7 protein-coding genes are annotated in these 7,256 nt (G+C 57.0%); all 7 read right to left on the reverse strand.

Features of this window, described 5'->3' with window-relative positions:
- Nucleotides 1–331 (reverse strand): cation:dicarboxylase symporter family transporter (locus tag EOA60_RS12360; protein WP_245502549.1); only part of this gene is annotated, 331 nt, incomplete at its 3' end.
- Nucleotides 332–719: 388 nt separating this feature from the next.
- Nucleotides 720–1,481 (reverse strand): sulfotransferase, encoded by a 762-nt coding sequence (locus EOA60_RS12365; RefSeq protein ID WP_024505871.1) that lies wholly within the window; start codon nt 1,479–1,481, stop codon nt 720–722.
- 287 nt (nt 1,482–1,768) lie between these two features.
- Complete coding sequence (locus EOA60_RS12370; RefSeq protein ID WP_091600620.1) at nt 1,769–2,557, reverse strand: ABC transporter permease; 789 nt, start codon at nt 2,555–2,557, stop codon at nt 1,769–1,771.
- Between the two features lie 3 nt (nt 2,558–2,560).
- Complete coding sequence (gene nodI / locus EOA60_RS12375; RefSeq protein ID WP_128239352.1) at nt 2,561–3,475, reverse strand: nodulation factor ABC transporter ATP-binding protein NodI; 915 nt, start codon at nt 3,473–3,475, stop codon at nt 2,561–2,563.
- A gap of 261 nt (nt 3,476–3,736) precedes the next feature.
- On the reverse strand, nt 3,737–5,062 hold the full coding sequence (nodC, locus tag EOA60_RS12380; RefSeq protein ID WP_091600618.1) for a chitooligosaccharide synthase NodC: 1,326 nt from the start codon (nt 5,060–5,062) through the stop codon (nt 3,737–3,739).
- A gap of 15 nt (nt 5,063–5,077) precedes the next feature.
- Nucleotides 5,078–5,737 (reverse strand): chitooligosaccharide deacetylase NodB, encoded by a 660-nt coding sequence (gene nodB / locus EOA60_RS12385; protein WP_091600617.1) that lies wholly within the window; start codon nt 5,735–5,737, stop codon nt 5,078–5,080.
- Complete coding sequence (locus EOA60_RS12390) at nt 5,734–6,324, reverse strand: NodA family N-acyltransferase (protein ID WP_063169401.1); 591 nt, start codon at nt 6,322–6,324, stop codon at nt 5,734–5,736. The genes nodB and EOA60_RS12390 overlap by 4 nt, the downstream gene beginning before the upstream one ends.
- Nucleotides 6,325–7,256 lie beyond the last annotated feature (932 nt).

Below are 7,256 nucleotides of genomic sequence, written 5' to 3' on the forward strand. Positions count from 1 at the left end.
GAACGATATTCGCGACAATCAGTCCGACAACGAGTGCAAGCGTCGAGAAGGTGAGGAAATAAACCATCGCCTTGGCGGCAACTCGGCCGACCTTCTGCAGATCGCTCATGCCGGCAATGCCGGTCGCAATTGTCAGGAAGATGACAGGTGCGATAATCATCTTGACGACTTTGATGAAGGCATCGCCGAGCGGCTTCAGGCTCTGGCCGGTTTCCGGATAGAGATAGCCAATTGCGGCACCCAGGACTATGGCGGCAAGCACCTGCACGTAGGTCCGGGCAAAATGGCGCTTGCGGGGCGCTGCGATCGCGCGGGGGACTTTTGGAACCAACACCGTTTCTCTCTCCCTGACCGGATCGGGGTGGGGGCTCCTCCTTCTCCCATGCTGCGCTCCGGTCGAGCGCTGCTGTCATCTCGGAGCAAGCGCCGTGCCAACTGGAGGCCTGTCCCGTCCAGCGAGATTGGTGCGGGTTGCGCACTGGAACCCTCCACCTTTGCCGGAATTTGCACTCAAGGCTCGCCAAAGATCGCGTGAAGAAGTGCTTCGCCAGAGAGGGAATTGACCAGGTCGCCTTGCGGCCGTGCCTTTGATGTTCGCCGCAGATCGAATGCCGGCCGATATCTGTCGTCTTGGTGACTTTGGTTGGTCAGTTTTGCGACGGAATGCGCGCAAACTGTAGGATATCCTACACGCCCATCAGAGCACGCGGGACAAGCGATTAAGCGTAGGAGCGCATCGAATCTCCGAGGTCAAAAAATCTTGAATAAGGTCCGCGTGCGAAGTGAATCCGCAACTCGTCAAAGTTCTCCACCGTTTGATCCAGCGGTCGCGTTTCCTGGCGCTGCAGGATGGCGTTATCTGATGGCTCAAGCGCTGGAACGCCCAGGAAATCCCAAACCGCTCCCAAGCATTGGGCAGGTTCATGAAGAAGGCTCTCGTATTCCATTACAAGCAGGTTGGTCGACGTGAAGGAGTCCATAACGCGAGCGTGAAAATCGTCGGCGGCTTTGAAATAAGCCTCACAGTCAGCGATTGACAACCTGACGCTCGGTGGCCGAGCGGTATCGTTGTCCGAGCTGAACTTCAGCCACTGACCGCTTTCCCTGGCCTGCACAAAGGAACGGAGCGATTCCAATACGTTTCGGCGAACAACGAGGATGACCTTGAGTGCTGGCCAACGAGCTAATTCCGCAAAGAATGCTGGACGCTCGCGAAACTGAGGTTCATTGATCTTGCAGCCAAGATGCGTCACATTCTTGTAGTCGCGCATAGGGCAGCGCACATAGGCAAGCTCAAGAAGCTCGCGATCCGTGCCTAGCAGGCGATCCGTGCTGGGCCAATTGGGATCATATTCGTTTAGCAACTCACCGTTACTCAAAACGGTCGGATGCTCGTTTAGCAATTCTTCTAAATAGTGTGTTCCGGTCCTTGGCATAGCAAGGATCACAAAAGGCTCAGGAGTTGGTTCGTTGTGGGTCATTGCATGTGTATCCAACTAAATAATGGCCGCGACGGTCTGGGGACGCGCACAAGAAGCTTGGCTGCTATCGCTTGAACGCTCCGGGTGGGTCCGCGCCTCACCACCCAGCCTGTACTCCGAGGTGTGGTCGCGAAGATGGGCGCGTGCCTGCAGCGGCTGGGTGGCGCCCGGCTTCGGCGTTGTTGTACCACTCGCGATTCCTGGCACACGCATGCCTCCGGGCCGCTGTGGGCAGTTTGCAATCCGGCATTGCGGACCTCCTTCTCGTTGATGGGCGTAGGTAAGCGTCAACGCATTAGTCGTCGATGAAACAGTCCAGCCGACACAAAAAAAGGCAATACAGCGAACATGCAAAGTGCGCCTATATGCAGCCCTACATTGTCGCCCAGGCGGCCGAGCATCACCGGACGGATTAGATCGATAGAATTCGCCAGCGGCGAGAAGGCCGCAATCTGCTGAAACACTCCTGGCAATTGGCCGACTGGAAAAACCGCGCCCGAAAGGAACAGCATAGGTGTGATGACAAGCGTCTGATAGAAAATAAAATAGTGATAACTGGGCGCGAGCGCGATGACGAGCATGGCCAGGCTCGCAAAGGCGAACCCGGTGAGAGCGATGACCGGCAGCACGTAGAGAACCGACGTCCACGCGGCATAACCTAGCGCGGCGGCAACAATCGCAATTGTCGTACCGGCCAGAAAGGCCTTTGTGGCTGCCCAGGTCAATTCACCGAGAACGATGTCGCCGAGGGTAAGTTGTGTGTGCAAGATTGCTTCCCAAGTGCCCTGATCGCGCATTCGACCGAAAACCGCGTAAATTGTTTCGAAGGTCGATGCTGTCATCGCGCTTGTCGCAACCATGCCGGCTGCCAGAAAAGCGATGTAGGATGCACCTTCGATGCGGCCTACCAACAGTCCAAGGCCAGTGCCGAGCCCGAAAAGGTAAATCATCGGATCAGCAAGGGTGCCGAGCATTGAAGCAAATGCCACCTTCTTCCATGCCAAATGATTGCGGCGCCACACCGCGATCCAGTTCCAGGCGTTGGCGGGTAGAGCGGCCGCAAGACGTTCACCCATTGCTCACTTCTCCATCTCACGTCCGGTTAGCCGCAAGAAAACGTCCTCCAGACTGGGTGGACGCTCCAGAATACGCAGACCCGCTCGACCGCGAAGCTGGATGCGCACATCCTCCGGATCAGGCGCATAGCAAAAGAGCGTCTCGCCGCTTACCTCGATACGCTGAACGTACGGCCTGATCAGCGAAATCAGCTCCTGTGGATTGCCGCCGAAGATCTCGATCACGTTGCACCCAATGTACTCGTCGATCAGCGCATGAGGACTGCCCTCGGCGATCTTGCGTCCCCGCTCGAGAACACACAGCCGATCACAAAGCCGCTCAGCCTCTTCCATGAAATGGGTGGTCAAAATGATCGTTTTTCCGCTCGCCAGCAGGAAACGAAGTCGCTCCCAGATCAGATGGCGGGCATGCGGGTCGAGGCCGGTCGTGGGCTCATCCATCACAAGCAACTGGGGGTCGTTGATCAGAGCACGTGCCAGCGTCAGGCGCCGCTTCATCCCGCCGGATAGCAGGCCGACACGTGAATCCGCCTTGCTCTCAAGGCGAGCGAACTCGAGGAGCCGTGGGATGACGGCGTTGATCTCTCTTGTTCTCATGCCGAAGTAGCGCCCGAACACCAACAGGTTCTCACGTACCGTAAATTCCAGGTCGAGATTGTCGAACTGCGGGACCACGCCTATGCCCTTGCGGGCCAAGCGGCTGCGTGCCGGCACTGGTAGACCGAGGACTGTTATATCACCCGCGTCAGGCCGGGTCATACCGAGGAGCATACGCGCAATCGTGCTCTTGCCTGCGCCGTTCGGCCCCAGCAGACCGAAGCACTCTCCCGATGCAACGGTGAAGGACAGCCCGTCCACAACGAGCTTGTTTCCGAATAATTTGGTTACGCTGGTAAGGTCGATTGCTACATTGGACATGCGTCTATCTCAAGCGGAATGAGTCCGATTGGCCACCGGCAGCTTACTTACGAATCTGGTTCAGAGCAGGCCACCGCCTTGAGATGGCACCTTTGGAAAGTCGCGGCCGGAGCGACGCGTGTATCGCTTCCGCCAAAGAATTAACGTCAAGATGCCACGTGTCGCTTCCAGATAGTTCCCGTTCTGACCATAGGTAACTCGACAAGCTTCACCACGTGTCGACTGACACAACTTACTCGGTCACCCGGCGCTGCAAGGCCGTCAGACTTCACCAGCTGTGAGCGAAAGATCTGCAGTATGAAGTGACTCCGCAATTCCAGAATTGCCCGCAGCATTTGCTCCGGCAAGCGGCGTCGCGCTTGTGATTTCCTTTGTGCTTCTGTTGGGCAGGGGAACACTTTTACGCGACAGCCAATCGCTATTGCTCAATGTACACAGGGCGTAAGCCTTCAAGGGGATCAACAGGAATATCCTGATTAACGCGTGCATTGAATAGCCGATGAATCGAAGCTGCCGAGTGCGGAAAGATAACACCGTAGATCTGATTATGGTCATGGTGACAATAGCCAGCACCGTCCACCAATTTACTGTATGTGAAAATAGTAGCTCACCGAGCGCCGTTACTACCGCGATGCCGAGCAACAATGGGCCGAGATTCTCTCCCATCACATCCAAAGTTAGATAGCGATCCAGGCCACGCAGTAGACCTCGCGCAAGCATCGTGTCCCGGAAAGTGCTCCGTGCCCAGCGGAGTTGTTGGCGCAAATAAGGTCCCATCTTGTCCGGAACGACTGTCGCCGCGACGGCACCTGGAACGTACTCGGTTCGAAAGCCTGCTTTCAGCATGAGGATCGTAAGATGACGGTCTTCACCGAAGTCGCTTGGTTTCCCCCTGAACAGCTGCGTCTCGTATTGATCCAGCAGAGAAAGGAGACAAGACCGGCGGTACATTGCACATGGGCCGCAGCAGCACATGACCGCACCAAAGCGACCTTGCGCCGCGCGCTCCTCATTGCAAGCCAGCCAGTATTCCATATCGATCAATCGGGTCAACCAAGTGTCGCTGCGGTTGTATGCCGTCAGCTGGCCCATGGCCGCTCCGACCATGGGATCCCGCATTTTTACTGCAAGCTTCGTGATCACGTCGGACGCAAGTGTCGTGTCAGAGTCGACGCTGAGCACGAAATCTCCAGATGAGCGGCGGATGGCGGCGATCTGCGCCTTGCGTTTGCCAACATTCTCGCGGAGCAGAATGAAATTGAATCTCGGGTCGCCCTCGTAGGCGTGATGTACCGGGATGACGGCATTACGATTTCCAGAACCGTCGTCAACCAGATAGACCTGAAATGTTCCGGCGTAATCTTGAATTGCGATGGAAGCTAAACACGCCGCGAGTGTGCGCGGGTCCTCATTGTAGCAGGGGATGATGACATCCACGCTCGGCCAACGGTCGGATCCGAACAAGCTTTCCGACGGCGGCGTAACATTTTCCGGTTGGGAGTAGACCGCTTGCATGCCTCTGTAAACAGTCGAGAGCACCGCATAAGACGAAACGGCAACAGTACTGGCTGTGGTGAGAAGGTCCATAGGATCTCTGTTTGTTCAGGGATGTTGAGGAAGTGATCGGATTACAAATCCGCGGCCGTGCAATTCTGGAATTAGGCGTGACAACGCTGTCACCGTCTGGTCGCGCAGACTGGCTTGATTGCCTGGTTGCAATTCGTCGGGAGCGCACCCGTCGTGCAACAGCACGATTGCGCCCGGCCGGATATCGGCGAGCACTCTGTCGACGATGGCGTCAACGCCGGGGCGAGACCAGTCGCGTGGATCAATGGACCAATGGACGGGCGCCAATGCCGCACCCGCTGATGCAGCGATTACTTCTTCGGTCCAGATGCCATACGGTGCACGAAAGTACCGAACCATGGCCTGCGGGCAAGCCATCCCTATGACTCTGTTTGCCTCAACTATCTGGCGGTCGACTTCGACGGGCCCGCATTTAGCCAGGTCCGGATGAGTCATCGTGTGGTTGGCTATACCGTGCCCGTCTGTAATAATTCGGCGAACGAGTTCCGGCTCGTCGGCCGCGTAGGCCCCAACAACGAAGAAGGTCGCCGGCACCTGATGTTGCGCCAGCACATTGAGTATCTGCGGTGTGAAAAATGAATTGGGACCGTCGTCAAACGTCAGATAGACGCTGCGCTCTGCAATGCCATCGGCATTGTCACTCTGCCCTTCGCATATGTAGTCCAGAGGCTTCATAGTTCCGGACCGTTCCGGTCGATCAGGGTACCGGACGGCCACTCGTCCATCGAGCGTCCGATCGGCGAAACCAACACGAGTACGTCTTCCAGGCGCGTGGGCGGCAGGTCGGGATGCACGTCTGGACGGGTCGACCGTACGCGAACGCCCGACACAATGTTCGCGAGGCCGGCTCTGCAGAATCTTTCGACATGGTTTCGCAGCGCGTGCCGAACCGTGCCGAAAGCGAATGGAACACCCAACTGATGGAGCACTGGGTACGCCACGCGCATCGAAAAACCGATTCCGAGCCCTTCAAGATCCGGACGAACCGCGTACAGGCCCAATTCAGCGACGATCAAGTCGACCTCGCCAACTTTGATGAAGCGCCGCAGCATGCCGATGTGAGCCGCTACCCCATGCGCGTCGTAGCCGATTGCGCGGAATTCCGGCCTCGCGCCGGCCCAACTGCGGCCGCCTTCGAATGGCTCCGCGTTGAAGGCGCCAGTCCGTCCATAGGTCTTTCGAAAAAAGTCGGAGAGTTCGACATGGTCGGCCAGTTGCAACTCATTTTCCCAGCACAACTTCCACTCGACATTCGGGCGCATGGAAGACCTCACCTTGTAGCTGTCCGGTTGAGATAAATGTCCAAGCATTGGTTAAATAATTGGCGTCGCCCCAACGGGGCGTAACTTGTGGAGACCGCCGAAAGACCAAGCCGCAATGCAGATGCGACTGACTTTGTACGCCCCGCACACCAGATGATGCTCCTCGGATCCAACGCAACCATCGGAACTACCTATCTTTCCAACTTGAAGCGCTTCTATGGGACCTGCAGCAAAAACGGTAAAATCCTTTGTTTAGATGAAAGGTATCCACGCTTTGGATAACTGGGCGAATGCGTTCCATATGGCTGGTCAATTATCGTCGTCACGCTCGAGGCACTTCTGACGAAGCGCAAAGCTCACGCCCGCGGCACGCGCGGCCGTTGCCGGGCCGCTCGATTATCTCCGTAAGAGCCCGAGCGGAGCTCAGACACGACGATTGATCAGAATCTGATTCGCGGGTTCAGTATCTTTTTCGTGTATCCAGCTCTGGGCTGTCCTTTGGCGGGAGTTAGGTTCGCCCAGGTTCTGAGCCTGGGGCGTCGGCCCGTTCGCCGCACAGGCTCCTTCGCACATCGTCGAGGCCGAGAAAGAGGTGGCCACACAGCTCCCCCTGTACTTTCCACCACCCGACACCAGAGCTCACCCAGGGCGCCGGCCTTGCTCACCTCAACGGATAGCGCACTCGCGCCGCTTCACGATTAAAAGAATTCTACAAGCAGATGCCTGTTTGATCGTGAGACGTCCGCTGCCAATTCCCGCATCGCAGAGGCAGCCAATAGCGCTCGCTTCACATAGTGGTCCGGCAAGCAGCTAGATACGACAGGTGACCTCAAATGAGGCGTCTTGCATGGCTTCTACACCTGCCTGAATGCCAGAACTGCGTTCGTGCCGCCCATGGCGAAGGCGTTGCTCATGGCGACGCGCACCTTGCG

It is taken from the genome of Mesorhizobium sp. M1A.F.Ca.IN.020.06.1.1 (genome assembly GCF_004023265.1).
Classification (GTDB): Bacteria; Pseudomonadota; Alphaproteobacteria; order Rhizobiales; family Rhizobiaceae; genus Mesorhizobium.